Here is a 406-nt window from a genome sequence, read left to right as displayed (position 1 = left end):
GGTGGAGGACTGACGGACCGTCGGACCTTCGTCCTTGCCAACCTGGAGCGGGGCGCCTCGATTTGCATCGAGGCGCCCCGCTCCAGTACGTTTACGGCTCCGCCCAGACGGGAACCCGGACGCCTCGTGCGACTGGACCAGTTCCGGAAGGGGCGGGAATTCCGACTCAGAACTTCTGATAAAGTCGGAGTCGCCGGAAAGGGAAACGCGGAAGCGGGAACCTGGAAAGCACCGAGGAAATCGGAACCGGAAACGGTCTGATAGAGTCGGAAACGCAAAACCGAAGGGAAGCGCCCGGAGGAAAGCCCGAGAGGGTGAGTACAAAGGAAGCGTCCGTTCCTTGAGAACTCAACAGCGTGCCAAAAATCAACGCCAGATTTAGTTGATACCCCGTCTCCGGCCGGAT

The sequence above is a fragment of the Streptomyces lincolnensis genome (assembly GCF_021173675.1).
GTDB lineage: Bacteria > Actinomycetota > Actinomycetes > Streptomycetales > Streptomycetaceae > Streptomyces > Streptomyces lincolnensis_B.
This window is presented reverse-complemented; position numbering follows the sequence as displayed.